Origin of the sequence: Klebsiella sp. CN_Kp066 (genome assembly GCF_040065135.1) — a bacterium.
In the GTDB taxonomy this organism is placed as follows: domain Bacteria; phylum Pseudomonadota; class Gammaproteobacteria; order Enterobacterales; family Enterobacteriaceae; genus Klebsiella; species Klebsiella oxytoca.
In genome coordinates this window covers 194,135-220,751 of the sequence record NZ_JBEAIU010000025.1, presented here as the reverse complement: position 1 = coordinate 220,751, position 26,617 = coordinate 194,135, and the positions used below count along the sequence as shown (strand labels likewise).

General features: G+C 49.9%; 25 protein-coding genes, 1 tRNA gene and 1 pseudogene. 10 read left to right on the top strand and 17 right to left on the bottom strand.

What is annotated here, in order from left to right:
• The first annotated feature begins 53 nt into the window (after window positions 1-53).
• A complete protein-coding gene (locus ABLV75_RS07500) occupies window positions 54-1,682 on the top strand; it encodes an ABC transporter substrate-binding protein (RefSeq protein WP_004100830.1) in 1,629 nt (542 codons plus the stop codon).
• Between the two features lie 143 nt (window positions 1,683-1,825).
• Window positions 1,826-1,913, top strand: a tRNA-Ser gene (locus ABLV75_RS07495).
• A gap of 561 nt (window positions 1,914-2,474) precedes the next feature.
• Here ABLV75_RS07495 and ABLV75_RS07490 read toward each other — a convergent pair.
• The gene (locus ABLV75_RS07490) at window positions 2,475-2,702 is read right to left on the bottom strand and encodes a hypothetical protein (protein ID WP_049094912.1); all 228 of its coding nucleotides are present in this window, start codon (window positions 2,700-2,702) and stop codon (window positions 2,475-2,477) included.
• 299 nt (window positions 2,703-3,001) lie between these two features.
• Window positions 3,002-3,220 carry a cold shock domain-containing protein gene (locus ABLV75_RS07485; RefSeq protein WP_004132707.1) on the bottom strand — a complete coding sequence of 73 codons (219 nt, stop codon included), beginning with the start codon at window positions 3,218-3,220 and terminating at the stop codon, window positions 3,002-3,004.
• 293 nt (window positions 3,221-3,513) lie between these two features.
• On the opposite strand from ABLV75_RS07485, the pseudogene ABLV75_RS07480 reads away from it, so the two are divergent.
• The 3 genes and pseudogenes from ABLV75_RS07480 to ABLV75_RS07470 all read left to right on the top strand — a co-directional run bounded on the left by ABLV75_RS07480 (window position 3,514) and on the right by ABLV75_RS07470 (window position 12,692).
• A pseudogene (locus tag ABLV75_RS07480) lies at window positions 3,514-3,714 on the top strand (cold shock domain-containing protein).
• 75 nt (window positions 3,715-3,789) lie between these two features.
• Window positions 3,790-3,954, top strand: coding sequence for a YnfU family zinc-binding protein (locus tag ABLV75_RS07475; RefSeq protein WP_310903382.1), 165 nt, complete (start codon window positions 3,790-3,792; stop codon window positions 3,952-3,954).
• A gap of 155 nt (window positions 3,955-4,109) precedes the next feature.
• Window positions 4,110-12,692, top strand: coding sequence for a glucoamylase family protein (locus tag ABLV75_RS07470; protein WP_348854912.1), 8,583 nt, complete (start codon window positions 4,110-4,112; stop codon window positions 12,690-12,692).
• Between the two features lie 19 nt (window positions 12,693-12,711).
• On the opposite strand, the gene ABLV75_RS07465 is transcribed toward ABLV75_RS07470, so the two are convergent.
• Window positions 12,712-12,945, bottom strand: a complete 234-nt coding sequence (locus ABLV75_RS07465; RefSeq protein ID WP_004132711.1) for a hypothetical protein — start codon at window positions 12,943-12,945, stop codon at window positions 12,712-12,714.
• A 409-nt stretch (window positions 12,946-13,354) separates the two neighbouring features.
• On the opposite strand from ABLV75_RS07465, the gene ABLV75_RS07460 reads away from it, so the two are divergent.
• From ABLV75_RS07460 to ABLV75_RS07445, 4 genes are all read left to right on the top strand, one after another.
• Window positions 13,355-13,627 carry a hypothetical protein gene (locus tag ABLV75_RS07460; RefSeq protein ID WP_170833537.1) on the top strand — a complete coding sequence of 91 codons (273 nt, stop codon included), beginning with the start codon at window positions 13,355-13,357 and terminating at the stop codon, window positions 13,625-13,627.
• Window positions 13,628-13,828: 201 nt separating this feature from the next.
• Complete coding sequence (gene lpxP, locus ABLV75_RS07455) at window positions 13,829-14,737, top strand: kdo(2)-lipid IV(A) palmitoleoyltransferase (protein ID WP_049094914.1); 909 nt, start codon at window positions 13,829-13,831, stop codon at window positions 14,735-14,737.
• A gap of 765 nt (window positions 14,738-15,502) precedes the next feature.
• The gene (locus tag ABLV75_RS07450) at window positions 15,503-16,492 is read left to right on the top strand and encodes a glycosyltransferase (protein ID WP_049094915.1); all 990 of its coding nucleotides are present in this window, start codon (window positions 15,503-15,505) and stop codon (window positions 16,490-16,492) included.
• Between the two features lie 3 nt (window positions 16,493-16,495).
• Window positions 16,496-16,951, top strand: a complete 456-nt coding sequence (locus tag ABLV75_RS07445) for a hypothetical protein (RefSeq protein WP_224240016.1) — start codon at window positions 16,496-16,498, stop codon at window positions 16,949-16,951.
• A gap of 79 nt (window positions 16,952-17,030) precedes the next feature.
• Here ABLV75_RS07445 and ABLV75_RS07440 read toward each other — a convergent pair whose 3' ends face one another.
• From ABLV75_RS07440 to ABLV75_RS07375, 14 genes are all read right to left on the bottom strand, one after another.
• Window positions 17,031-17,405, bottom strand: a complete 375-nt coding sequence (locus ABLV75_RS07440; protein ID WP_049094916.1) for a TA system toxin CbtA family protein — start codon at window positions 17,403-17,405, stop codon at window positions 17,031-17,033.
• Window positions 17,406-17,454: 49 nt separating this feature from the next.
• Window positions 17,455-17,814, bottom strand: coding sequence for a type IV toxin-antitoxin system YeeU family antitoxin (locus ABLV75_RS07435; RefSeq protein ID WP_049094917.1), 360 nt, complete (start codon window positions 17,812-17,814; stop codon window positions 17,455-17,457).
• 22 nt (window positions 17,815-17,836) lie between these two features.
• Window positions 17,837-18,058, bottom strand: coding sequence for a DUF987 domain-containing protein (locus tag ABLV75_RS07430; protein WP_049094918.1), 222 nt, complete (start codon window positions 18,056-18,058; stop codon window positions 17,837-17,839).
• Between the two features lie 13 nt (window positions 18,059-18,071).
• Window positions 18,072-18,554 (bottom strand): DNA repair protein RadC, encoded by a 483-nt coding sequence (radC, locus tag ABLV75_RS07425; RefSeq protein WP_049094919.1) that lies wholly within the window; start codon window positions 18,552-18,554, stop codon window positions 18,072-18,074.
• Window positions 18,551-18,784: a hypothetical protein gene (locus ABLV75_RS07420; RefSeq protein ID WP_049094920.1), complete on the bottom strand. Its 234-nt coding sequence runs from the start codon at window positions 18,782-18,784 to the stop codon at window positions 18,551-18,553. The genes radC and ABLV75_RS07420 overlap by 4 nt, the downstream gene beginning before the upstream one ends.
• A 10-nt stretch (window positions 18,785-18,794) precedes the next feature.
• Entirely contained in the window at window positions 18,795-19,274 is a 480-nt protein-coding gene (locus ABLV75_RS07415; RefSeq protein WP_224240015.1) for an antirestriction protein, read from the bottom strand.
• 79 nt (window positions 19,275-19,353) lie between these two features.
• The gene (locus tag ABLV75_RS07410; protein ID WP_049094921.1) at window positions 19,354-20,175 is read right to left on the bottom strand and encodes a DUF932 domain-containing protein; all 822 of its coding nucleotides are present in this window, start codon (window positions 20,173-20,175) and stop codon (window positions 19,354-19,356) included.
• 106 nt (window positions 20,176-20,281) lie between these two features.
• Window positions 20,282-20,494: a hypothetical protein gene (locus ABLV75_RS07405; RefSeq protein WP_049094922.1), complete on the bottom strand. Its 213-nt coding sequence runs from the start codon at window positions 20,492-20,494 to the stop codon at window positions 20,282-20,284.
• A 109-nt stretch (window positions 20,495-20,603) separates the two neighbouring features.
• Window positions 20,604-21,077, bottom strand: coding sequence for a hypothetical protein (locus ABLV75_RS07400; RefSeq protein WP_049094923.1), 474 nt, complete (start codon window positions 21,075-21,077; stop codon window positions 20,604-20,606).
• A 73-nt stretch (window positions 21,078-21,150) separates the two neighbouring features.
• Window positions 21,151-21,780, bottom strand: coding sequence for a hypothetical protein (locus ABLV75_RS07395; RefSeq protein ID WP_142468743.1), 630 nt, complete (start codon window positions 21,778-21,780; stop codon window positions 21,151-21,153).
• 97 nt (window positions 21,781-21,877) lie between these two features.
• On the bottom strand, window positions 21,878-22,555 hold the full coding sequence (locus ABLV75_RS07390) for a WYL domain-containing protein (RefSeq protein WP_004139645.1): 678 nt from the start codon (window positions 22,553-22,555) through the stop codon (window positions 21,878-21,880).
• A 55-nt stretch (window positions 22,556-22,610) separates the two neighbouring features.
• Window positions 22,611-23,339, bottom strand: a complete 729-nt coding sequence (locus tag ABLV75_RS07385; RefSeq protein ID WP_004139644.1) for a DUF3944 domain-containing protein — start codon at window positions 23,337-23,339, stop codon at window positions 22,611-22,613.
• A 587-nt stretch (window positions 23,340-23,926) separates the two neighbouring features.
• Entirely contained in the window at window positions 23,927-25,090 is a 1,164-nt protein-coding gene (locus ABLV75_RS07380) for a hypothetical protein (RefSeq protein ID WP_224240014.1), read from the bottom strand.
• A gap of 225 nt (window positions 25,091-25,315) precedes the next feature.
• A complete protein-coding gene (locus ABLV75_RS07375) occupies window positions 25,316-25,549 on the bottom strand; it encodes an AlpA family phage regulatory protein (protein ID WP_075209927.1) in 234 nt (77 codons plus the stop codon).
• 315 nt (window positions 25,550-25,864) lie between these two features.
• On the opposite strand from ABLV75_RS07375, the gene ABLV75_RS07370 reads away from it, so the two are divergent.
• Window positions 25,865-26,611 (top strand): hypothetical protein, encoded by a 747-nt coding sequence (locus ABLV75_RS07370; RefSeq protein WP_049094926.1) that lies wholly within the window; start codon window positions 25,865-25,867, stop codon window positions 26,609-26,611.
• The last annotated feature ends 6 nt before the right edge of the window (window positions 26,612-26,617 follow it).

Genomic DNA, 26,617 nt, shown 5'->3' with positions numbered 1-26,617 from the left:
TCTGCGACTAACTCTGGAGAGGGTACAAACGAAGCGTAACAAAGGCAAGGGATATGAAATCACAAAAATATAATCACATCACGCGGGTACTGCTGGCTGTCGGTCTGTTCTCAATCACTCTCCCGGCGCTGGCCGCGCAGGTGCCGCCGGGAACGGTGCTGGCAGAGAAGCAGGAGCTGGTCAGAAATAACGGCAGCGAGCCGTCGTCGCTGGATCCGCATAAAGTCGAAAGCGACGTTGAAAACAATATCATTAGCGATCTTTTCGAAGGGCTGGTCAGCGTTTCGCCAGCAGGCGACATTCAGCCCCGGCTGGCGGAGAAGTGGGAGAATAAAGATAACACCGTCTGGACCTTCCACCTGCGTCCAGGTGCGACCTGGTCTGATGGGACGGCGATTACGGCGCAGGATATCGTCTGGAGCTGGCAGCGTCTGGTGTCGCCGCTCACGGCGTCCCCTTACGCGAGTTATCCCGGCAATATGCATATCGTCAACGGTGCGGAGATAGCACGGGGTCAAAAAGCGCCCGAGACGCTGGGCGTCAGAGCGGTTGATGATGCGACCTTTGAGGTGACCTTAACCCAGCCGAATGCGGCGTTTTTGGCCATGCTGGCGCACCCGTCTCTGGTTCCGCTCGATAAAGTCCTCATTTCGCGCTACGGCGACAAGTGGACCAAACCGGAACATATGGTAACCAGCGGGCCCTACAAGCTGTCGCAGTGGGTGGTGAACGAGCGTATCGTCGCAGAGCGCAATCCGCGTTACTGGGATAACGCGCATACCGTCATCAATAAGGTGACCTATCTGCCGATAAGCTCTGAAGCCGCCGATATCAACCGCTACAAAGCGGGGGAGATCGACATCGTCTATACCGTGCCGATTAACCAGTTCGCCCAGCTTAAAAAAACTCTGGGCGAACAGCTGAATGTTTCGCCGCAGCTGGCGACCTACTATTACCAGTTCAATACGACCCGGCCGCCGTTTAATGACCCGCGCGTACGGCGGGCGCTGAATATGGCCCTCGATAAAGAGATTATCGCGGAGAAGGTACTGGGGCAGGGGCAGCGTCCTGCCTGGCTTGTCAGCCAGCCTGATATCGGTGGGGTGAAGCTGCACAATCCCGAATATGCCAGCTGGTCGCGCGATAAACGTATCGCCGAGGCGAAAAAACTGTTGAGCGAGGCCGGGTATAACGAGACCCATCCGCTGGTATTTAATTTGCTCTATAACACTTCGGAATCGCACCAGCGAATTGCCATCGCCGCCAGCTCAATGTGGAAAAAGAATCTTGGCGTCGAGGCGAAGCTGCAAAATCAGGAGTGGAAGACCATGCTCGACACCATGCACACGCATAATTTTGACGCCGTGCGCTACGCGTGGATTGCCGACTATGACGATGCCGCGACTTTTCTCAATACCTTCCGTACCGGCGATAGTGAAAATACCACTCAGTACAGTAATCCAGCCTACGATGAGGCGTTGCGCAATGCGGCAAAAGCGTCTGATACCGCGGCGCGGGGTCAGTTCTACCAGCAGGCGGAGGATTTACTAGGCCAGGATGTCCCGGCTATTCCGGTCTATCACTATGTGCGTACCCATCTGGTGAAGCCATGGGTCGGGGGTTTTACGCCGGATAAACTGGGGTATTACTACACCAAAGATATGTACATCAAAAAACATTAGGTCGGCGCGGGCAGTTTGCGCTGAATTTCTGCGCAAACTGCCTGAGTTTCAGACGAATAACACGTTTTTGCTTATTTTTAAGCCGATTGAACAAATTGATGCTTTACAGCCTCAACAGAGGTGTTTATAGTGCGCCCCATACCGGAAGCGTGGCCGAGCGGTTGAAGGCACCGGTCTTGAAAACCGGCGACCCGAAAGGGTTCTAGAGTTCGAATCTCTACGCTTCCGCCAAATATAAACCCCAAGCTATTAATTAGCTTGGGGTTTTTCGTTTTATACTGTTTCTGTTGTGCCATTTGTTGTGCCATTTCTCTTTAGCTTAGAGTGTTCCCGGCTAGCTTGCATCGGATGAAGAATGAGTTTTTAGCTACGTGTTGATGCATCTTCGAATAGGCTCCGGCGATGCTTATGTCTATCCTTTCAACGAACCCTTATTCACTGAAGTTATTATGCGAGATCATACTATCTTCAGCATTTTACGTGTACCCTCATAACTTATTGCTTCAGTCATACCAGATGAACTTTAAATCAGGAGAGACATTTAGTGAATTAGCGCGGCCACTTAGTAAGATTTTTCACAAATGGCAAGATGGCACGCAGGCGAGAGACACCTGCATTTTGTCAGAGGGTAGCCAATTACGCTCTCTTTATAGAGGTGTTTCTAAAAAAGTGTAATGTAAAAAAAAGCCTGCTGTTAGCAGGCCATAAATGTTTGTAACTCATTTTTTGTTCGATTCTGATAAATAGGGTAAGCATGCAATTAAACGTGGAGCAGAGAGCATGACAAAAATGCTATAAATATTTCCTGGCCGCATCAAGTATCTCCTGTGACGTTAACTCCCTGTCAGTTGCCACGTAAACAATACCATGATCGCCAGTTAAGGAAGGAAAACCTGCAGACATAATCCGAAGATGTGTTTCTTCACCGTTTGGATATTCCTGCCTGACAGAGGATATACCTTCCAGAACGGTCATGACTTTACAGGATTCAGCATTAAAGAAAACAAGGACTTTAATCATATTCTATTACCCTGTTCTCTCGTGGGTGTTAACTGGCAGATGCCATTAAGGTCAAAGCCATTACGTGGTGCTTTCGGAGATAGCCTCGCTCATTACGCACTTCTTATTTAACAAGCAGTTAGTATGTTCTTTTAAAATTTTTATGCAGTAGTCCTGCATTTCATTACATCGGTCAGCGCACTCATAATTGTGAAAAATATGCTGATCAGATATTAAGAATAAACGATTTTCACTGATTTTAGTTATGGGGCTGTCTACTCAGGAATAATCCTTCATCGTTATCGCAGAACCACAATAATTTATTTATCGCAGAGTATTACGTTTGTAGCAGCAGGGCCTTTTTCACCATTATGTATCGCGAACTCAACTTTCTGACCTTCAAATAAGGTGTTAAAACCATCGCCGTTGAGGGCAGAAAAATGAACAAAGATATCTTTTCTGCCATCAAGAGGAGAGAGGAAACCAAACCCTTTGCCTTCGCTGAACCATTTTACCAGACCTTTAATTCTTAAGGTCATACTAACCCCCGTTATACATAATAGTATTGAATAGTAAACGTATAGTATTAAAGGTACGGGCTCAAAAAGAGGTGATATCAGCGATAGCGCCTGCTAATGAGGACTGCCCGGAAAATGCTTAACGTTCGTTTGTATATCGAACTGATGGAATTCATTAAGGCACAGGGAATCGATATAAGCAAATTATCTTTTAGCCGTCCAGAGGTCCTGCAGGGAAAATAAAAGTGGCTGAATACCACTTTCAACGTATAGTCTTTACGTGTTTTCAATAAGAAATTGACTTCTCTTATAAAATGGCAGGAATTGTCAAAAGTTATGACATTCTTAGTGTTAAATGTCTCATCATCCCTTCTGATAGCCGAAAAGACGATCTGCTTCACATTTCAGCCGTTAACTCCCGCAAATCAGAATGATTCATCCCAGGAAGTCGCATTGAATTTTGTCGGATAAACGGTCTCAGGGGGCCAATGGCTGCCAACATCTACCTTTTCTGAATTTCAGTGCTTCAAAATAAATAGATTAAAACTTAACCATATGTGATACGGTGAAGCTCATTCATTGAAAGGTTAATGGTTATGTCTGTTATCAATTACGCAATGAAACTTTTCAGCGGTGTGTCTACCGCCACCTGCCCTGTTTGTGGCTTAAAATCAGCTCAACCCTTGTCAAAAATCCGGCGCAATCAGGCAATGCTTTGCCCCGGCTGCAAGGCTCTGTTTATCTCCCGACCCTAGTCCCAACCAAAACAGCATTCAGAGCCCATGCTCTATACTTAAGTTAAATTCCGGCAGCTGTTAAATCCCTGATGCCTGACGCCCATCCTGAGAGAACGTTTCTGAACTGATTTCGCAACTGCTCCTGCGCGCTAATGTTGCATCGGAGCAATGCTATGAAAATGAACCCCAGAGCGTGGTTTAACCGCTCCCGTATCCCGATGAATGCTGCCGAAAACGTGACGTTTTCGGCGAACGATCCTGCAAGCGAAAGCACTCCGCGGTCTGAACTCTTTTCGACCGTCCAGATGGAACGCTACGGTCAGAAGCTGGCGCGGACTCATAAAGTATCGTCGGATAAACATCCTTATTATCTTCTGAAAAGGCTTGGCGACAATGAGGACGTCATCACCCAAAACTGCTATGAGCTTAACGCGGGTAAAAAGACCAGTATCATGCCCGCCGGTGAATGGTTGCTGGACAATTATTATCTTATTGAGGAACAAATCCGCACAGTCCGCCAGCACTTGCCGAAAAGCTTTGGAAAAGGCCTCCCGTCGCTGGTATCGCCACTGAATTGCCCACGAATTTATCATATTGCATCAGAGGCCATTGCTCACGGCGATGGCCGCTGGGATGCCGCCAGCCTGACCAGCTATCTCACTGCCTATCAACAGGTGACACCGCTGACGCTGGGTGAAGTCTGGGCGTTACCGGGAATGCTGCGCCTGGCGCTGATTGAAAATCTTCGTCGTATCAGTATGGAAGTGATAAAAGCGCAGCAGGACAGAAACCTTGCCGATACGTGGATAACAAGGATTGTCGAATGTGCAAAGAGTGCACCTGGCGATTTAATCATGGTGGTTGCTGATATGGCGCGCTCCCGCCCCCCGTTAACCAACGCGTTTGTTGCAGAGCTGATGCGGCGCCTGCAGGGGCATGGCAACGCGCTGTCGTTACCTCTGACCTGGATTGATCAGTGCCTTCGGGAACAGGGGATCACCACCGACGTTCTCATACATAGTTTCAATCAACAGCTAGCCGCCAGCCAGTTGTCTGTCAGTAACAGCATCGCGGGTCTCCGATTAGTGAGTGAAACGGACTGGGCTGATTTCGCCGAAACGATAAGCGTCGTCGAACAGGCATTACGCAATGATCCTGCCGGGATCTATCCCCGGATGCACTTCAATACCCGGGATCATTACCGCCACGTAGTTGAGGTTCTGGCCAGAGACAGTGGTCTCAGCGAGCATGAGGTTGCTGACAGGGTGCTGGCGCTTTCAGAGGAAAAAGCACCCAATACACCGGAATATCATGTTGGTTATTACCTCGCGGGCGAAGGTCGACAGGCGCTGGATATACATCTCCTGGCAGATACCTCAGGACTCATACGCTTGCGGCACAGTTTCAACAGAATAACCCTGCTGTCATGGCTTGGCAGCCTGGTGTTGTTGACAACCGCTGCGACCGCGGCAATATTGCACGAAACTGCCATGCAGGGCGCAGGTTGGCTGTTAATCGCGGTGATATTGCCTCTGGTTATCGCTTTAACTCAGTTAATGAGTGATTTACTCAGTGACGCAACCACCCGTTTTCGCGTTCCTCGCCCCTTGCCGGGGATGGATTTTTCAACCGGCATTCCCGCTGACAGTGCCACTATGATCGTCATCCCCTGCATGCTGACCAGCCATGAAAGTTTCAGCCAGCTCCTCTCCAGTCTTGAAGTCTGCTGGCTTGGGAATGAAAACGAAAATCTCAGGTTCGCACTGCTCACTGATTTTGCAGATTCTGAAAATGAACCCTCGCCAGAAAGTCACGCGCTGCTCAGACAGGCTATCGCTGATACGCAGGGGCTGAATCGGCGCTACCCCTCCGGTCGACCACGTTTTTATCTGTTACATCGTCAGCCTGAATGGAACCCCTCGGAAGGAGCGTGGATGGGCTATGAACGCAAGCGGGGAAAACTGGCGTTACTGAACAGCTGGTTGCGTCATCCCGGAACGCAATTTGTCAGCGTTGCAGACATGCCTGCCCACCTTTTACCGGGTCACATAAAATACGTCATTACCCTGGACAGCGATACGGTGCTCCCGCGCGATACGGCACACAAACTCGTCGCGACGATGGCGCATCCGCTGAATACGCCTGAGTATGATCCGGTACGCCAGAGGGTTGTCAAAGGATTCGGTATTTTACAGCCCGGTCTTGCGGAAGAGATACCACGCAACGGTCAGGGGCGTTACGCAGGCCTGCGCAGCAGCGTACCGGGCAATAACCCTTATTCGATGATGTCTTCGGATATCTATCAGGATCTCTTTGGGGAGGGCTCGTTTGTGGGCAAAGGGATTTACGATGTTGATATTTTTATGCAGGCCACTACCAACATCTGCCCGGAAAACCTGGTACTCAGCCACGATCTGCTTGAAGGATGCTATGCACGTTCGGGTCTGCTGAGCGAGGTGTTACTGTACGAACAGTACCCTAATAATTATCTGTCGGATGTTGCACGACGTTCACGCTGGATCCGGGGTGACTGGCAACTGCTTAACTGGCTAAAACCACGCGTCAGAAAAGCCGATGGAACCCGGGTCAGGAATCCGCTGACCGCGCTTTCTTACTGGAAATTACTCGATAATCTACGTCGCAGTCTGGTCGCCCCCTCCTTACTGGTATTGCTGTTCTTCACTCTGCTTTGGGTACCCAATCCGGTTTACTGGCTGGGCATACTGTTGCTGATATGGCTGTTGCCAGCCATCCTCTGCATCAGCCACGACCTTCTGCATAAACCTCTGCGTCGCCGCGTGAAGCAGCATCTGTTACTGGTGGGGGCGGGCGCGTTAAAGCGTCTGTCAGGTATCAGCCTTAATTTTGCGATACTGCCGCACGAAGCCGGATATTCGCTGAAAGCGATCGCCGTGACGCTATGGCGACTGGGGATAAGCAGGCGTCACCTCAGCCAGTGGGTCAGCCACAGCCAGGACAGCAGTCAGGCCAGATCCACTGTTGCACGTTTTTATCAGGCAATGTGGCTGAATGTTGCCGGTGGCGTGGCGCTGACAATACTGACCGGACAATTTGCCCCACAGCTGCTGGGGATTGTGTTACCGATCGGTTTGGTATGGTGTGTGGCCCCGCTGCTGATGAGCTGGCTGAGTCGCCAGCCCGTGCGTAAGGTTTTTTCGCCAACTCAGGAACAAAAACAGCTGTTACGCCAGACAAGCCGTGAAATCTGGGCATTTTTTGAAACCTTTGCCACAGAAAAAGAGAACTGGCTTCCGCCTGATAATTATCAGGAAATACCACAACCGACGGTGGCACACCGAACTTCTCCTACCAATATTGGTCTTTCACTTATGGCTAACCTGACGGCATGGGACTTTGGCTACCTGCCCGGCGGAGAGGTGCTCCGGCGCGTATCGCTCACGCTCGACACGATGGATAAAATGGAGCACTACCGGGGCCATCTCTACAACTGGTATGACACCCGTACGCTGGTCCCCCTCAGTCCACGCTATATCTCCAGCGTCGACAGCGGCAATATGGCCGGGCATTTGTTGACGCTGCGTGCAGGGCTGTCCGCCATGCGTCATCAGCCTGTTTTAAACAGCCAACAGATACTGGCAGGACTGAACGATACGCTGGATATTCTGGAAAAACAGTGGGGGCAGAACCCACCTGACAGCCTGAGACTGCTGCGCAAACACTGCCTGAGCGCGGTGTCACTCTCTCCACAGGCATTTTTCAGTGAACTGAAAAACATGAGCATCCAATGTAACCATCTGACCAGTGCATGTCATCAGGGATCTACTCTTCAGATGCGCTGGGCTGGACATCTGGAGCATCAACTGGTTCAGCTGTGCCATGAGTGGTCTCTGTTGCTTGGCTGGTTACCTGCATCCTGGAATGAACAGACGCTGCCGACGCTGAGCGAGCTTGCCCGTCCGACATTAACCGGTACAGGAACGCCTCCGGCGTCAGTGGCGGAGCAGGCCCGAATGCGACTCAATATTATCACCGAGCTGGAACAGCGGCTGGATGAGCATGCCCGGATGGATTTCGCCTTTCTGTACAGTGAAGCAACCAGTCTGCTCAGCGTCGGTTATAACTGTGACACGAATACACCTGACAAGAGCCACTACGATCTCCTGCCGTCTGAAATCCGCCTGACCAGTTTTCTTGCCATTGCGACTAATCAGCTGCCTCTTAAAAGCTGGTACGCGCTGGGTCGATTGTTTACCACGATTGATAATGAAACTGCCCTGATGTCATGGAGCGGATCCATGTTTGAATATCTGATGCCGAATCTGGTGATGCCCACCTGGCCCGGCAGCCTGCTCGATGAAATGAGTCAGTCGGCGGTTATGCGCCAGATTCACTGGGGGAAAGAACGCGGGGTACCATGGGGTGTTTCAGAGTCTGGCTATCATGCTTTTGATGTCCAGCATAATTATCAGTATCAGGCATTTGGCGTACCGGGTCTTGGTCTGCGCAGGGGGCTTGCTGATGACATGGTTGTCGCACCTTACGCCACAATGCTGGCGCTGATGGTTTCTCCACAGAGAGCCTGTGAGAACCTGTTCAGGCTGCAAAAAAATGGTGCACGCGGAGAATACGGTTTTTATGAAGCGCTGGACTATACCCCCTCACGACTCGCAACCGGCCAGCTCTATGCGGTGGTACAGTCCTGGATGGCGCATCACCAGGGCATGGCATTTCAGGCACTGGCTCATGTGCTGCTTGACGCCCCCATGACTGAACGATTCATGTCCAGTACGGTGTTCCGGTCAGCTAGCCTGCTGTTACAGGAGCGCGTGCCGGATGCGGTCGATCTGTACAGTCCGCGCCGTCATTTTGAATCTCATGAAGGCAGGGTCAAACCCGTTCGCTATGAACCCCGTATTTTCTATAGCGTGGATACTCCCGCCCCGGATATTCAACTCCTGTCCAACGGCCATTATCATCTGATGTTGACCGCGGGCGGCGGTGGTTACAGTCGCTGGAACGATATTGCACTAACACGCTGGCGCAGTGATACCACCCGTGATAACTGGGGAGCATTCTGCTACATCCGTGATACGCAGACGGGGGATGTATGGAGCAATACCTGGCAACCGACAGGCAACTCCAGCGGACAAGACGAGGAAGTGTTGTTCACCGATGCGGGGGCTGAATTCCGACGCACCTTTGGAGGACTTAGCGTCAAAACTCAGGTGGTGATCTCCCCGGAGGATGATGTTGAGTTGCGACGGCTCACACTGATCCATCGTGGTCGCCAGCCCCGCTCTCTGGAACTGACAACTTATGCTGAAGTCGTACTGGCACCTGATGCCAGCGATCTGGCACACCCGGCATTCAGCAATCTGTTTATTCAGACTGAGCTGGATCCTGAGCGTGGCGCCATTCTTTGCCACCGACGCCCGCGCTCTCCGGATGAAGCAAGCCCCTGCCTGTTTCACATGATGGTGGTGCATGGCGATAACCGACATCACGTCTCGTTTGAAACGGACAGGGCAAAATTTCTTGGTCGTGGCAGAAACCCTGCTGATACCCTGGCAACAGAGACGGAAGGGACGCTCAGTAACACGTCGGGGTCAGTGCTGGATCCGATACTGGCAATACGTCACTCCATCACTCTACAGCCGGGGCATCCGGTTACGATTGATATCATTTATGGTATCAGCGAGAACCGCCAGCAGAGCCTGGCCCTGCTGGAAAAATATCGCGATTACCCTATTGCCGATCGCGTCTTTGAACTGGCCTGGTCTCACAGTCTGGTGGTATTACGCCAGATGAATGCCAGTGAAGATGATGCAACTTTGTTTAATCGTCTCGCTGGCGCTGTGCTTTACCCTGTCCAGGAGCTACGCGCCGAAGGCCAGGTGATCAGCCGCAACCGGCGTGGTCAGTCCGGTCTGTGGGGCTGGGCAATTTCAGGCGATCTGCCGATAGTACTGCTCAGTATAACCGGCGAAGAAAGTATCGGCTCAGTGACCAAACTGATTCAGGCACACCGTTACTGGCGACAGAAAGGACTGGATGTTGATTTGGTTATCCTGAATAACAGCCCCGGTGGCTACCAGCAGGGATTACAAAATCAGATTATGGAGTTAATTTATGCGGGGTCTGAAGCCAGTCTGCTGGACAAAACGGGCGGCCTTTTTGTCCGTAATGGCGAGCATCTCTCTGCAGAAGATAAGTTGCTTCTGATGAGCGTGGCCTGTCTTTATCTTGATGATCGCGCAGGGGGTATTAATGAGCAGCTTAACCAGCGTATTCATACCCTGAAATCGCCGGCAAGGGCATTCATTCCACGCGCTGTGCGCGAGCGTAATCAACATACGGACTGGAGCCCCGATATCAGTCAGTTATGCTATTACAATGGGTTCGGTGGATTTTCACAGGATGGGCGGGAATATCAAATTGTTCTGCGGGAAAATGCGCAGACACCGGCTCCCTGGTCAAACGTACTGGCAAATCCCCGTTTTGGCAGCGTGATTTCAGAGGCAGGGCAGGCCTATACCTGGTATGAGAATGCCCATGAATACCGGTTAACACCGTGGGAAAACGATCCGGTGAGCGATCGCTGCGGCGAGGCATTTTACCTGCGCGATGAAGAGAGCGGGGAGTGCTGGTCGCCGACGGCTTTACCTGTTCGCGGACACGGTGATTACCTGACCCGCCATGGTTTTGGCTACAGCGTTTTTGCCCATCGTGAGAGTGGTATAGACAGCGAGTTGACGGTCCTGGTTGCTGAAGAAGATCCGGTTAAACTGGTGCTCCTGACGCTCAGTAACTCTTCGGGACGGACACGTCAACTTTCCGTCACAGGCTATGTAGAGTGGACGCTCGGAGAAACACGAACGCGCTCAGCCCCTCACATTGTGACACATGTGGCCAGAACGCCCGGCGGCTGCGGGGTGCTTGCGAATAACTTTTATGGTGATAATGGTGGCGGCCGAACTGCATTTTTTGCCGTCAGCGGTAATGACTGTTCTCTGACAGGGGATCGCCGGGAGTTTATTGGCCGTAATGGTTCCCTTCACGCCCCTTCGGCCACGAAACTGCAAAAGCTTTCTGGTAAGACGGGGGCCGGTCTGGATCCCTGCGGAGCGGTGCAATCGGCGGTTACATTAATTGACGGGGACCAGAGGACGTTTATTTTTATCCTCGGCGCAGAGGAGAATGATGTTTGTGCTCAGGAGACGCTGGCCCGCTACATGAACGAGGATACGGTCCGCCAGGAGCTGAACCGGATTCATAATCACTGGCACAATGTTCTCGATAAAATCGTAGTTAACACCCCCGACACGTCCGTAAATTTACTGGTTAATGGCTGGCTGTTGTATCAGACGGTCGCCTGTCGTCTTATGGCCCGGAGTGGCTACTATCAGTCTGGCGGTGCATTTGGTTTTCGCGATCAGCTGCAGGATACGCTGGCTCTGAGCCACGCTGCTCCGGACCGGATGCGTGAACAGATAATACTCTGTGCATCACGGCAGTTTATCGAGGGGGATGTGCAGCACTGGTGGCACCCGCCACACGGCAACGGTGTGCGTACCCGCTGTTCCGATGACTATCTTTGGCTGCCGCTTGCTGTTTGCCACTATGTTGAAACGACGGGGGATATGGATGCACTGGAAATACGCATTCCTTATCTGGAGGGACGCTCGCTTCAGCCTGGTGAAGAGTCTGTCTATGACACGCCGGTCATCAGCGGCACCGAAGAGACACTCTGGTTACACTGCGTCAAAGCTATTCACTATGGACTTCGCTTCGGGGTGCATGGCCTGCCGCTGATGGGGGCTGGTGACTGGAATGACGGGATGAACCGGGTGGGTATCGAAGGCAAAGGTGAAAGCGTCTGGCTGGGCTTCTTCCTGTACGACATTTTGCAGCGGTTTGCAGCGCTGGCGGAGCGCAGGCTGGATGAAAGCGTCGCCGCGATGTGCCGTTCACAGGCTCTGCGCCTGCAAAGTAATCTCGAAGCCCACGCCTGGGATGGGGAATGGTACCGGCGCGGGTATTTTGACGATGGTACTCCCCTGGGATCGAAAACCTCACAGGACTGCCGGATTGATGCGATTGCGCAGAGCTGGTCTGTATTGTCCGGCGCCGCGAGCCCGGGACGGTGCGCAAAGGCCATGCAGGCGCTGGATAAGCTCCTTGTGGATAACGAAGGAGGGCTGATCAAACTGTTAACGCCTCCTTTCGACGGACACGGTCCAAATCCGGGCTACATACAGGGGTACCTGCCCGGCGTGCGGGAAAACGGAGGGCAGTATACGCATGGCGCCATCTGGGCAGTGATGGCCTTTGCCCGAATGGGGAATGCCGAACGAGCCTGGCAACTCTGGTCAATGCTCAGCCCTATAAATCATACCCTGAATGCGGACTCTGTCGGGATTTATAAAGCTGAGCCTTATGTCATGAGTGCTGATGTCTACAGCGTCGCTCCCCATACCGGACGTGCAGGGTGGAGCTGGTATACCGGTTCAGCAGCCTGGGCCTGGCGTTTACTTACCGAGGAATTACTGGGGATAAAACGTTCCGGCACTGACTTTAGTGTTCATGCCAGGTTACCGGATGAGTGGTCGTCTTTTTCTATGGCATATCAATATGGTGAAAGCCATTATCAGATTAGTGTTTCACGCGGCGATGCAGAATATTGCGTGACGCTGGATGGTGTTCTCCTCCCTGATGACAGAATACCGCTGAAGGATGATGGACAAAACCATACGGTTGAGATCATTCAGAACTGACACTGATCCCGGAGGTGCATTAACGTCTGCCGTTAATGCGCTGATTATCCCTGAGAACATCAATCGCAGTCTGCATGGCGATTTTGTCATCCCGCCTTTTTTGTTTGTCCTGCATGACCTGAAGGTATTCCAGCAAGGTGCGGGTATTAATCGGTCGGCCCTGTTTACCCACAGCCAGCACGGCTTCTCCAAGAATAATTTTCACAGGCGGTAATTGTGCCGGATACCAGTCAAGGGTGTCTTCTGATTTCATCTTAAATTTCTCACGGAAGGGTAGTGTATCATAAATAAGACGTTCAATTTTCAATATCTGATATCCTGATTCAGACACAACTTAACATAACTTATGCCAGTTATTTTTATATTAAAGCGTATAATAATTACTCTATTCCTCAGAGAATTATTTATGTCTTATACAAATGGGCTCAGGTATTTTAAAGAAAGACCGGTTCATGTTGCCTGCCCGGTATGTGCACACAGAGCCGATCAGAAAGCAGGTAAACTAAGAAAAGATGCGGTTCTTGAGTGCCCTGCCTGCGGACTGTTGTTCAGACCTTCAGAATGCTGGTGTATCGGCGGCTGATCAGCTTCTGCCACTTAACGTCAGTGATGTCGGAAAATGACAACATTCCTCCTGTACTGCTGTTGTCGAGGGTATGATAATGAAATCTAAAAAATCTGTTTTTATTGAAGGGCATATCATGTCGAACAGCTGTCACGGACAGGCTGGCCAACCTTTCTGTATTCACCGGGTCAGGTTTAGTAATGGTAAATATGCGATTATTCGGGTGGCATCCGGGATATGTTTCAAACCAGGCGAAATTATTCAACGAAACGATTGTGAGTGGTTTTATAAACTTACCAAAATTCGGCTTCTTTCTTTTGAGTACCTTGATGATGATGAATCAAGAAGACAATTTCTTGAGTATCAATGATAAAACATGGATTTATAACAGAATAACTTTGCTGGCTTACAATTCATTCCTAGTTCTTTAAATTATTCACCAGCCACTGGAAAATATTTTTTCCTGAATTTAGATGACTTTAAATTGTCTAAAACAGAATGTATCGCTAAAGACGAATTGCTTCATTGTTTTCCTTTTGCGTTATAACCTTCATTAGCATTAAGGAAATTTATGGCACAGACTTTTACTCATAATTTACTTCATCCTCGCCACTGGCTTACCTGGTCTGGTTTGGGTCTGCTGTGGCTTCTCGTTCAACTTCCTTACCCGGTTTTACATACTCTGGGCTCTGGCCTTGGAAAAATATCCAGACCCTTTCTGAAACGCCGGGAAGGAATTGCGATTAGAAATATCGAACTGTGCTTTCCCGAGATGACACCGTTTGCCCGGAGCCAGATGGTCAATAAAAACTTTGTTTCTCTCGGGCTGGGACTGATGGAAACAGGAATGGCCTGGTTCTGGAGCGATGCGAGAGTCAAAAAATGGTTTGATGTCGAAGGGCTTGAAAACCTGACCGGCGCGACAAAAGGAGTAATGGTTGTCGGGATTCATTTTATGTCCCTTGAGTTGTGTGGAAGAGTAATGGGGTTATGCCATCCTATGATGGCAACGTATCGCCCACACAATGATCCATTAATGGAATGGGTACAGACAAAAGGGCGTATGCGTTCAAATAAAGCTATGATTAATCGACGTAATTTATCTGGTTTTGTTCATGCGCTAAAAGCTGGTGAAGCCGTTTGGTTTGCACCAGACCAGGATTATGGGGCTAAGGGAAGCGTTTTTGCACCTTTTTTCTCGGTAAAAAAAGCAGCCACGACGAACGGAACGTATGCTCTGTCAAAACTCGCTGGTGCACACTTGATCACACTTAGCATGATTAGACGTAGCGATAAAAAAGGTTATCACATGTATATCAGCAATCCTTTGGCAGGCTATCCAGGGGAAGACAAGGTCGCCGCAGCGGCTTATATGAACAAGATCATCGAGCGTGAAATTCTCCGTGCCCCCGAGCAATACCTGTGGATGCATCGCAGGTTCAAAACGCGTCCTGAAGGCGAAGTCTCTTTATACAAATGAACCACTCTACTTGTCATGAGCCAGAATCTATCTTTCTTGCCAATGCGTATTTGTAAAAAATGCAATAGGGAATTTTCGATCGGCTTCATGTTAACGATGGCTCAACTGACAGCCAAGGTTAATCAATTGAACCTGTTCGGATTTGAAGGTCCACTTATAGCTGCCATTCAAAGCGATAATAATTTTTGTATATTTTCTATTCCACATGATGTCAGTTATCGGGAATGGTTTGACTATCCAGCAGGCATAGCATCCTTTACAGCTCGACAAACCGAACGCTCCGATAGGGTATTCAGGCACACGGATGGCATGTAAAGCAGAGTAAAAAAGATGATCGATTAAACCGATCGATTGGTAAAAATTGATCTGCAAAATGAATTATCCGGCCCGGTAGTGCCTGTGCTAAATTCTCAAAAATTCATTTAATGTATTCTTTATTAATTTATTTCCTGTCTTCTGGTGGGCGGCGTTCTTTTGTCCTACGAGCTCGGCAACGGAATGCGACAGCAGGTGATGGAATGAAAAGATGTGCCAGATGTAACAAGAAAAGAGGCGTTCTGGACCGGATTTTCGGGCTTGATAAAGAATTCTGCGATGACTGTCTGATGGTGGTTAACCAGGAAATCAGAGAAAAACGAGTGGTGTCCGCGCCAGCACAAAAATCACCGGAGCGTTCTTCCTGATAATGCATCTTACCCGGCAGGTTATTGCCTCTGATGGGGTAACAACGCTGAACTTTCCCTCTGTTTACATTTCCTTTGTTCAATGAAAAACAACATCGATATCAGCGTCATTATTCCTGTCTTCAATGCAGCTGACAGTATCGGGGGTCTGATCCATACACTACTTGGCGAAACAACGCTGAGTTCTGAAATCATTGTTGTGGATGACGGCTCAACCGACGAAACATGGACGGTACTCAGCGCTATTACAGATGAACGACTGATCCTCATTCGGCAGGAAAATCAGGGAGTGTATGCTGCCCGTAATGCTGCACTGGCGATTCACCGTGGCGAATGGGTGGTGTTCCTGGATGCAGATGACCGGGTTGCGGCAGATTTTCTGCAGGAAAGGCTGCGCACAGCACGCGAAGCACAGGCTGATATCGTCCTTTTCAATGCCCGGCATACAGACAGCGCCGGACATCTTCGGCATCCCGTTCACCGCAGACAGCCTTACGGTCAGACACTGACGGGTCAGCAGTGGATACACCATTGCGTCAGTCAAAGGGAATGGCCGCATTATCTGTGGCTGCAGATAATCCGTTCAGCGTATATTCGCGAGCACGACCTGCGATTCCAGGAAGGGAAAAGCCACAAGGATATTCTCTGGACGATACAGCTTGCCGCCGCAGATGGCCGGTTTTATTTCTCTGACAGACAGGATTACCTGTGGGTGAATAACCCGGCGTCAATTACCCACTGCCCGGATTATTACGATATCCGCGCGTTCAGCTATAGCGACGTGATTGCAGATATTCTGGCACTCAGTACACAGACGCAGTACCGGTCTGTCAGACGAGCGCTGGTCAGGCATGCGCTGGTGGAAAGCCGTCACTTTCTGGGCCTGTACCGGCGCAGGGTGAGTGACCGGCAGGCGGTCCGGGCGCGTTTTCGTACGCGGGTAGCCTTTCGCCATCTGGTAACCGGCGTGAGCAACCTGAGCGATGTCTTTTTCCTCCTGAAGCTGGTCCGCAATATTTATCTGCCTGGTGTCCGCAATACTCCCGCAGCCGTTTCGCAGGTGCGGCGTTAATCCATGGATATCTCAACGCTTCTGGCGCGGTCGTGGCAAACGGCGATAACGGGTGATGACTCCATTCGCTCTGTCAGGGATATCGTCGAACGCTGGTATGACAAAGGCGGTGACCTGACCCGACGAACCCGGCGATTTATGCTGCGGGAATGCCTGTGGATAGCAGCACATTACCGGGACACCGAAGCGGTACTCACCCGACAGTTCCGGCTGCTGGCCGTGTTACTGTATCTGGGCGGTTATTTTCCGAAAGGGAATACCGATGGTATGCTCCCGGAGAAATGTTTCATTTTACTGAACGCCCCGGAATTAAGCTCTCTCCTGGTAGATGATACGGCCCCTGATGTTCTGGTGGCGTCCTGCCGCACTCTATTCTACTGCAGACAGATATCTCCGCTAAGGTGTTACCGCCATACCCGGTGTCTGAGCGAACATCTGTATCAGCTGATGGAGATCTGATAAAAGCGCCAGTCGTTGTACTGGCGCCTGAGGGACTGATCGCTGACGGTGCTGTCGTCAACGATCAGGGTTAACGTCATTATTTCCCTCCGCTGAATCTGCCACTGGTAATGTCAGTAACGGTTTGATAGCCCTTGCGGGGCATCAGCCCGGTAGCCTTGCGGGCGCGGAGCATATCAATGCTGCCGATAAACGGAGACTGCTCTTTCACGCTGAAGCCGTGACGGTCAGTACGCACCAGGTCGTACTTTTCCACGATAAAATTCACCGCGTCACACAGTGAGATACCCGCATCAATGTGCTTCTGGATCACACTGTCGTTGCAAAACGGTGTGTTGTTGAGGGTAAGGCCGTAGTGTTGCTCCAGCAGATACTCCAGTAATTTTTGCCAGATTTCGACTGATGACAGACGTGACGATGCCGCCCTTTGAGGGGGCAGGGATTGTATTTGCATGGTTTGCGCTCTTTGTTGGCTGGTTTGACGAAGGAAAAGCGTCCGGGGTTTATGCGGTTGTTGCAGATGTCGGATAAATTACGATGTAAAGATAGCCACAGGAGCCGAGCGTATCGGCCTCACATATCAGCCCTTTTGCGTGGAACGTGATGCAGCGCTGAATGTGGGGCGTGAGTTCGTTGCTGGTCAGCATGAGCTCCATCTGCTTCATCACTACCGGAAATGCCTGGTCCAGATGGCGTAAATCTGCGTCGCTGAATGTCCCAGCAATGCTGGCGCGGTCAGCTAGGTAATGCAGGTGGTTACCCTCCTGTACAAGCCGGGCACCAAAACACGGCGTGATGTTGCGTCTGAGGCCCCACCAGGGTTCCGCGATATTATGGTTGATTACACGGGTTGCTTTCTGCATGTAAGTACTCCTCAACGGTGAGTTAATTCAGGGTGACGCTTCGCAGGATCACATACGGACCGTTGCGGTCCTGTCGGCGTTCAGCAAACACGGCCAGCACACCCCGGATATCCTGCACTTCCCTGCCGTGGTAATGGCAGATACTGCCGGACCATTTATATTTCCCGATACAGAAGCGAAACAGCCGGGACTCAGAATGCTGGCGGTATATCGCCATTGCCTGACGTTTACTGATGATTTTCATCGTTATTCTCTCCCTAAAGCCAGCCACGCTCGGCAAACGAGACGATGTCCATGCCTCCCACGACCAGGTGGTCCAGCAGGTAGATATCCACGAGTTTAAGTGCCTGTTTCAAATGGTCAGTGATAAGTCGGTCAGCATGGCCGGGTTCCGCATAACCTGACGGATGATTGTGTGAAAGCACGATGGCAGCCGCGTTGTATTTCAGTGCTGCCTTTATCACTTCGCGGGGATGTACCTGCGTATGGTTGATGGTGCCGGTGAAGAGCGTTTCATGGGCAATAAGACGATGCTGGTTATCGAGGAAGAGTACCATGAAGACTTCACGCTCCAGCGTGGTGAGCTGCAGACGGAGCCAGTCGCGGACCGCCTGACTGGAGGTGAATGCCTCGCCGGGTTCGCGTAACTGGCGTTCCAGGAGGGTCAGTGCGCGTCTGATAGTGCGCTGTGCGACGGGAGATATTCCCCCGCGGTCAGGGGGGAACGTGGTGGTATTCATTTGCTTTTCCTGTCTGTTGACGTATCCGGGACGGATGTGTTGTACGGCTTCACGGCAACGACGAACCCGTCGTGCAGGGATTCAAACCATGACCAGATATGGAAGAGAGGGGTACCCGTCGGGAAATGCAGGAAGGGTTCGTCGAACACAACGTCACCGTCCTCATCCCTGGCCGTTGTTTTCCCCAGCGCATCCCACAGGGCATTCAGGTGAGACAGTTCATACGGCATAGCGGGACACTCAGTCGATAATGCGCATGATGGCGCTGCATTCCGGGTGATGCAGCGCATAGTCACGCAGACGCCAGTAATGTTCCGTCATGGCATCGCATTCTGTGCGGCATGCGTGATGACTGTAAGCGACAAGACAGACTGCAATCCCTGCAGCTTCGGCGCTCATGTCTGCGGCGTTGCCATTCATGGCGTTGAACAGCGACCAGAAGGCATCGTTGTCCGTTCCCGGAACCATGAAGGCCCCGCCGTTGCTGAGAGTATAAAAATTCCAGATACCACCGCTGTAGTCAGCGCAGAACCGGTCCATCCACGCAAAGACCTGCGGTTCAAGGGTTATCCACTGCGGGATGTTACCAAAGTGCTGCGGCCAGAATTCCACACGCAGTTCGTCCGGTACGGGCGTGGCTGTCAGAGCAGGTGCAGAACCGTTATCGCCAGCCTGCAGAGGTCGCTGATGGTTGTCGTTAATATTAATAATGTCGGTCATGTTAATTTTTCCTTATGCATGTAGATGTCGAATGGAGGTCTCGGGCCGGGGATTGATTTCGGTGGCGGGGCGCGGGTGATTACCTGTCCAACAGGTTCAGCATGTTCTCCGCCATCACCCAGAGCGCACGGTTTAACTTAACGTCGCCATCAATCCCGTTTACTGGGCGGGTGTGGGTACGTTTCCCCTGCGCGGTACGGCCACTTAGCCCGCCTTTCAGCAGGTTTTCCTGAATGCGCTGGTAAGTGGTCCACAGGTCATCGCTCTCGTCCTGCCAGCGTCGAGGAGCAAGAATTTGCGATTCAGTTACTGGCTGGTACTCTTCCCCAAAACGATATGTGAGCGCCGCTTTAGCCAGTGCATGTTGTGCGGGTGACGGGAGTTGCACGGACTGCATGGCTTCACGTTTCTCTTCCACCCGCTCAAAGACGCTGAGAACCTCATAGGCCCCCTCAATCACCTTCCCGACAACGTCGCCCCTGTGTGGCACGCGGATCTCGCCAAACGACTGTCCGCAAACGAGCGAATTGGTGCAGACGCTTCGGAACATCCCCGGCAGTAACTGAAAACTCGATGCGCCATCGTGCGAATTCAGAATGATGATTTCCGGCACCTGCTGACCGTTTATTTGACCGGTACGACGCAGTCGGAGCATATGCTTTGTATGTTCCCGTCGGCTCTGGTCGCGCACTCGTGACTGACAGGCAAAGAATGGCCGGAACCCTTCGCGTTTAAGGTTCTCCAGCAGGGTGATCGTGGGTATGTAGGTGTACTTTTCGCTTCTGGAGTCGTGCTTGTCTTCCCCGAAGACGCTGGGGACATGCTGCATCAGTTCTTCGTGGGTTAAGGGACGGTCACGGCGAATCTGGTTCACCCGACCAAAACGGCTGGCTAATCGCATAGTTGATTCCTCATCTGGTTAATCTGAAGGCATAAAAGCAAAAGCCCCTGCTCCGTGAGGAGGCAGGGGCTGGATGTGTTGTTCTCAATGAACGGATAGGGCGGGATTACAGCGTATCCAGAATCTTTAATATCTGCGCCATCAGAGCGGCGATAAGTGCGTTGACCAGCAGCGTGACCGCTTCTCTGGCGGCATCAATGCTGTCGTCATCGTAGCCAGCCTGACGGAAGCGGATTTCAATATACTGCCGGGCCTGATGTCCGCCGCACCAGGTCAGCACCTGACCTAAGGCAGTGATGAGCATTTTTAAAAAGGGCATAGGAAAGCCTCAACGCCACCGTGAGGTGGCATGCAAAACGAAATCCAGGGGAATGTGAGAGCACCCGTTTCAGACGAAACGGGTGCTGGGACGGTGTATGGAGTTGATGCTAATCCGCCGTGAGGGAGGTGCAAACTGACATATCAGCAAGCACCTTATGAACATCACTGGCTGAGGGTGTGAAACTGGCTACTTTTTTGTCGTTAACCCAGACTTCAAATGATGTTGCTTTTTTGACAGCATCAATGAATGATACCCAAGCATTATCCCCATTACGCCAGCCTAGGGAAGCAGGCACGCCATACTGTTCTCCACCGGTGACGAGCGTAATAGCGGTACCGTCATCCTGTGAACTGAGGGTGCGGCCATCCGGCAGGGTGACCAGTACGCTGTGCTGGAGCACCTGGTTCTCATCGGGATTACTGGTACAACTGATGTTGAGTCCGGTATGCTGCGGGCTGGTGATGATGTACTCGGACACGCCCATGCCGAAGCCTGAATGCCAGATATTGCGAACGGCAAACGCTGTGGGTACAGCACTCAGTATCACAGCGGTGAGTGTAACAGAGAATAATATTTTCATGGTTTCTCCTTAATGATTACCGATGATTTAAATACGTAATCACAGCATTTAAACTCGGTTCCTTACGCCTTTCTTATCGTGTGCGAAACATGGACATTATATCGACAGAATAAAAATCATTTAATGCCAGCTCTCCCCCCTGAGCAGCATAAATCCTTGCCACCGGGCGTAATAACTTATCGCCAACATCCTTAATTGTCTGACTGTTCTCCGGCGTATTACCGACTTCAGTGACAGGATGTCCCTTTGACTGATAGAGGTTATACTCTATCGTGCCTGTGACCTGTCTGGTTCTTGCCATATTCATTGCTGCTTTATTCACATTTGCAATAAATCCTTTATTACTCTCGTAGCCGGGCTCGCTCTCCGCCCTGTGGGTAATGTCATCAATCCTTTGTTTTATACGGCTGGTTTCATCATCAGATAACATAGCGGTAAAACGCACCTTACAGGTTAACGATTTAGCATTCGGATTGCTGTCAATAGTGAGGGGGGTATCCCAGGCTATCATCACTGCCTTGCCTGTCAGGCCTGACTGACGGTATGGGCGAAATGTTCTGAAGTCGCGTTCATTTACAGCGTTACTGACTATAGCCTCATTAACTGATTTTAATACCTCTTCGTTTTCACACGAAAAATTATCCCCACACCCTGTCAGGATGGAAACGATAATAATAAATATCGCTGATTTGTACATTTTCATTTCAGATTCCTTCGTATTGGTAAATGAATTTTTTAATGTGGTCGGGTGAACAGACATTTTTCACCTTGTTATTTAATGCGACGTCAGAGAAATAAACTCATTTATGAATAATTCCGCTGATGTAATTAAAATGAGGAAGCGCACGCATAAACCTCGGGTCCTGCATGATGCGGTCGATATGTCTGTTCCGTACAAAACTGCTGACTGTAATCACCACATCGGTAATTGCTGAGAGGGTAAAAACCTGAATGCGATCCTTCGAGACAGCCACAAGATACCACTCTCCGTCCTGGCAAATGAGTCTGTAAGGTGCGACTGATGGCTGCTGGCGTTCCTGATGCAGGAAGTGGATAAGGCGATGACGGATGATGGCCTGAACGATGATCTGAAAACCGCCAAATAATGCAGGGGCCTGTTGCGGAGGATCATTCCAGATGATGCAGGGAGAGTCCTGACCACTATCAAGGAGTACTGAAAGCAGCTTAGGGTCAAGAGCCGGAAAATAATGTGCAACGCTGGTTATTCGGGCAAAACGCAGGATATCATTGTTGGTGCGAAAAGGTCCTCGTGCATCACGGAGGCTGACGTTACCGTCGATATATTCCGTGTCGATATAGCGCAGGCGTTCACGCAGGTCTCGTTGTACAGTGCGCTCAGAGACGCCAAATTCCTGCGCGAGTTGCCTGACACTGAGCGTTTCGCCCATAAAGAGGCGGCTGACCAGTATGGCGAGACGACTGGCTAACCGGTCATAACGGTGTTCCTGTTCAGGCATGGTAACTGCTCCCTGCAGAAAATAGCCGGACCCGCCATCGGTCGGCCAAAGTGGATTAACGGGAAATATGTTGCTGACGGAGCCAGGCCACGATCATGCAGGCGGGTATGGTTACCCGGTAGGCCGGACCGGTAATGTCGGAAATCATCCATGCAGAACTGAGTGCAATGGCAACGGGACCGGCAATGACAGACAGAGCCCTTGACGCCACGACCACAGTGCCCCAGGTAGCAATGCCACCCAGTGAGGTAATGATGCCTGCAGACATCACAGTAGCAAGCTCCAGGGCCGCCAGAGAGGAAGTCCGTATCGCTGCCTGTATCGCCATGATGATGAGCTGAGGCGTCGGGTTGGTCAGGCCAAGCTGCATCGTGCGGGAAAAAGCAGACAGCTCTTCCTGCGTCATCTGATCCAGACTTTTCTCCAGCACCTTCATTAACAGGGCGAGTTCAATGGTTTCAGTAGTGCTTTTCGGGTTGTAGTTAACATCGAGTTTGCTGCAGACATCTTCGAGAATTTCCCGGTAAACCACGCCTTGCCCCAGACGTGCCATACTCATTAAGGTATTCGCGCCATAGCGCTGAAGCTCAGCGGCTATCAGTTGCCAGTAGCGGCGATGGTCTGGTGCCAGCAGACGGTATTCCGGAGTGCTGGTCAGGCTATCTTTCCAGCGGGTGTCGCCGTCGCGTGGGTCAGTGGTCAGGATGGAAATCAGCAATTGCAGCTCTTCATTGCTGCACTGGCCCAGCAAATGTAAATCTGCATCGTTGCGGTAGACAGCCATTATCCGCCCTCAGTCAGTATGATATGAAGTCACACTGTAAAAGGGACTGCTGCACGGATGTGTCACCGGAAATGGTTAATATATACTCCATGCTAATGGATACGGACAGGGTGTGTCTTGAAATATACAGGATTACACCAACTAGAATAATTTTTTGTATCTGGGTATTGTCAATATAATGCGGGTGGTTTTTTTGATTTTGGTTATTTTCCTTCTTTGTGCTGGTTCATGGTAATTATATATTTCTGAAATATTAATGAGTTACCCTGAGTGTTATTGTGTGCTTTTTGGAGATGTCTGGTAACCCATATCTTTTAGGCTGGTCGTTAACGTAGATTTAAATTTCATTGCGATAGTTCATTTGTTATTGTATAAAGGAAATATAAATGCCAGATCTTGCAAAGTAAAATTCCAGGCAAGTACTCATCTGGATTAAGTGGTAAAGCACGTGACGATGTCGCTGCCCGAATTTGTTAAATCTGGCTTCTTTATGTTAACAACAGGTCGGTTTTGTCTACTATTTCGTTGAAATAAGGCCGGTTTTAGCTATCTGCACCGGGAGACCAACTCCTGATCCCCGCTTAGCATCAGAATTGAGGAGGTATAACCAAAGCCCCATCTTTATCAAGTGGTGGTGCTGTGAAAAATGTATTGTAAAATAAAATGCAGGCTTCCTGATTACTCAGGTCAAGACCAAAATAGCGAGCCATATAATCATCAAGTGCGTTTTGGTAATATGCATGAATCAATCTTTCTTTTCGCCTGGCTCGTTCCGTTACGTCTTCGTGCAGCCCGGAAAATATCTCAAGTAAGTTATCTGTATCCCCATTTAACATGGCATGAAAAGTTGCGACTGCAAATAACTCATTTGCAGGGCCAGCTGACAGCCAGTGACTACTTTCAATATGATTAATAGATTCCCTTAAATCCCAGAGCTCCAGGCGCGATGATTCCTCCTTTAAAAGTTTCAATAAAGGTGGATGAGCATAAATATCTGTGCAAAACAGCCTGCGTGGTATACCAGGATCAGCAAATGTCACATGCTTTACAGGAGATAATGCTTCCTGTATTTCAAATGCTCCATATTTCTCTGTGAGTGCTTTCAATAGCGTTGATTCAACAGGCAGGGATAAGCCTGCCGCTTTTATGCCGCTGAATGTTCCTCTTGTGGTACAAACAGGCACTGAGTCTTTCATCATTCTGTTAATCAGTGACGGAGCGATAATGATGTTGCATGTAGTATTGGCACCGCCTTTAGAATTAGGGTAAATATGGCACAGTTCTAACTCCAGCCAGGGCGTTAAGCGTTTTATTGCCAGCCCCTTTGAGTCTGTCACCCTGCGGCCATTGATCGTGTTATATGCTTTCTGGTGAGCTGCTTTACGCTCGTATAACCTGATGAGTTCAGCGATGTCATCAGGGCAGTTGATACTCCTCAGCCCGAGGGGATTATTCTTCAGCATTGATTCTACGTTAATCCAGTAAGAATGTTTTACCAGACTGACAATGGCATCGTCATCTATAAGTCTTCTGTCTTTGTTACGATGCTCAATACAGCAATATCGCTGATTGCGGGTACCAGATAGGCTAATACCACAGGGCGGGTACTGGCACGTCAGACCCAACCTTTGGGCTCTTTTAGCTGCATTAGATAGCTTACCCTGATAATGTTTTGGGCATAAGCGCAATTTACGCTCATCTGGTAAATCACCTATTGAGAGATTACAATTATTTCTTTTACAAATAGCCATAATAAGACTCTTATTACAGTCAATCTTGTTGGATGATAAATAAAGAGTTACTCACTAATCATGAGCATAATTGATAGTGTTTTTTAATATATCGTTAGTAATTAAGATATATTTGTCTCAAATGAGACTGAAATACACTAGCAATTTAATGCATTAGATTAATGCATTGTTAATGCTCTTATTTATCAGGTATTTTTGCTAAGTACACAGCAGGTAACACTGCCTTTATGGATGTTCGGCAATATCTGTCGATGATGCCTGATGACGTTTTAACAACCATTCATCCAGTTCCGATTCAAACCAGCCGACAGATTGCATGCCCAGTCTGCGTTGCTTTGGAAAGGTTGCGTCGTAGCGTGGTGACTTCGGATTGATCCAGTCGTAAATGGTTGAACGAGCTATGCCGAGTTTGTTCACAACGGCGCGGATGCGTAGTACCTTGAGATTTTGTGCAGCCATGTATGTTTGTCTCTCTTTGTCTCAGTATGGATGCGATCTTACAAGGCAGGAAAAGGGGAGAGTATGTCCGTAGTGAAGGTATTGGAAAAAATCTTTTATTACAATGTGGTAGAGATTTATTTTGGGCGATTTTCACCGTTTTTTGTTGATACCAGACCTGTTTATTTGTGAAAGTTGTAAATACTTGACCAAAAGCTGCCTTGTATCTGGTTCGATGAGTTCAGGGCCGGGGTTTTGGCCCTGAGATATCTACCATGTCAGAGAAGACAATCTGTTTCTGCATGAAAGCTATCATTCAGAAGCTGGGAGTTATGAATGGCTAATGTTAAAGAAAACCTTTTATTTGAAGAATTATTAAGCAGATATCGGAAGAAAAAAAAAGCACTGTGCTTTCATCTTGGGATCAAACAGAAACATATTGCAAGAACAAGGGTGACAGAAGATGTTGAACTTGTTGTGGTGATAAACACAGGGAGGCAAACCAGCTCTAAAGATTTAGCACAGGCACTGGCCTGCCAGCAGGGAGAGAAAAACTGGCGGCGCTACCTTAAAGTATTCAGTCGTTCTGCATGGGTAGAAAAAGGCATCAGGGGCAATCTGGCTGATGCTCAACAAACCTGGGCGCAAGGGAAGGCGATTCTGGAATCGGATCCCGATCATGCGGTGCAATTGATGCAGAATGCCATTGCTCTTCTGGAGTGTGGTCTGAAACGCTGTACAACTGCAGCAGCAAAAAATCTCAAGGAGCAGCATAAACTAAATTCTGCTTTAGGCGGGAAAAGGAAAGCGGCACGTTTTAACGGTATTAAAGAGGAGGTGATAAAATTACTGGAAGCGCGACCCGGGGGATGGAAAACGAAGACGGATGCTATAAGTGACCTCATTAAAGATTTACGTCCCTATATTGAGGAACATGGGTGGCCTTCTGTTCAGGATGAAGACGACTCGCTCGATGAGGCAGAAATCGAGGGGAGGTTTGGTGATTTGTTGCGGGAATGGTCTGTCCCCAGTGGAGATAAGTGTGTCAGTGCAGCGTTTGCAAAAGCAGTAGGAAAACGCTGAGGTAAT